Raw genomic sequence first — 530 nt, forward strand, 5'->3', positions numbered from 1 at the left:
TCGTTGCTTGGATCAGGGGCGCGATTAGGCCGAACAACGCCAGCCGGCCACGCTAGGCTGGCAGGCCAGTGATCAGAGAACCATTGGATAGCGGCATCGCAGCGACGAACCTGAATGTCGCGGCCAGATTCGAGAGCCGCAAGTTTCTTTGTATCGCCGAGCGATCGCCAGCTAACCGTTGAAAGGTCGAGCTTTTCGCTCGCCGCGTATTGGCGCGCCAAGGTCAATAACTGCTCGATTGCATTCATCATGCTTTCAATATCGGTATCTTTACCGGATTCGTCAACGGCATTCTTACCGGATGCACCCGTTTTGGCGTCCGGTCATGCTACCGGGATGGACCTATCAACAGTTTTGAAACGCATCGAAAGGCGCCTCAAGGAGCTTGAATTGAGCGCCGACCGGGCATCTCGGGAAGCCGGGAAGCCGGACGCTATCCGAAACATCAGAAGGGCCGTGAAAGATGGCCGCCAAGGCGTCACAACCGGTACAATTTCCGCGCTGGCCCCCGTTCTAAAAACGACTGCGGC

1 protein-coding gene is annotated in these 530 nt (G+C 56.8%); it reads right to left on the bottom strand.

Going from position 1 to position 530, the window contains the following annotated elements; genetic code table 11:
• The coding region (locus tag AACY19_RS26935) for a hypothetical protein (RefSeq protein ID WP_339454537.1) at positions 1–251 on the bottom strand (251 nt) is incomplete at its 3' end.
• Positions 252–530 lie beyond the last annotated feature (279 nt).

This window comes from Pseudomonas sp. EA_5y_Pfl2_R50 (assembly GCF_963970475.1).
Classification (GTDB): domain Bacteria; phylum Pseudomonadota; class Gammaproteobacteria; order Pseudomonadales; family Pseudomonadaceae; genus Aquipseudomonas.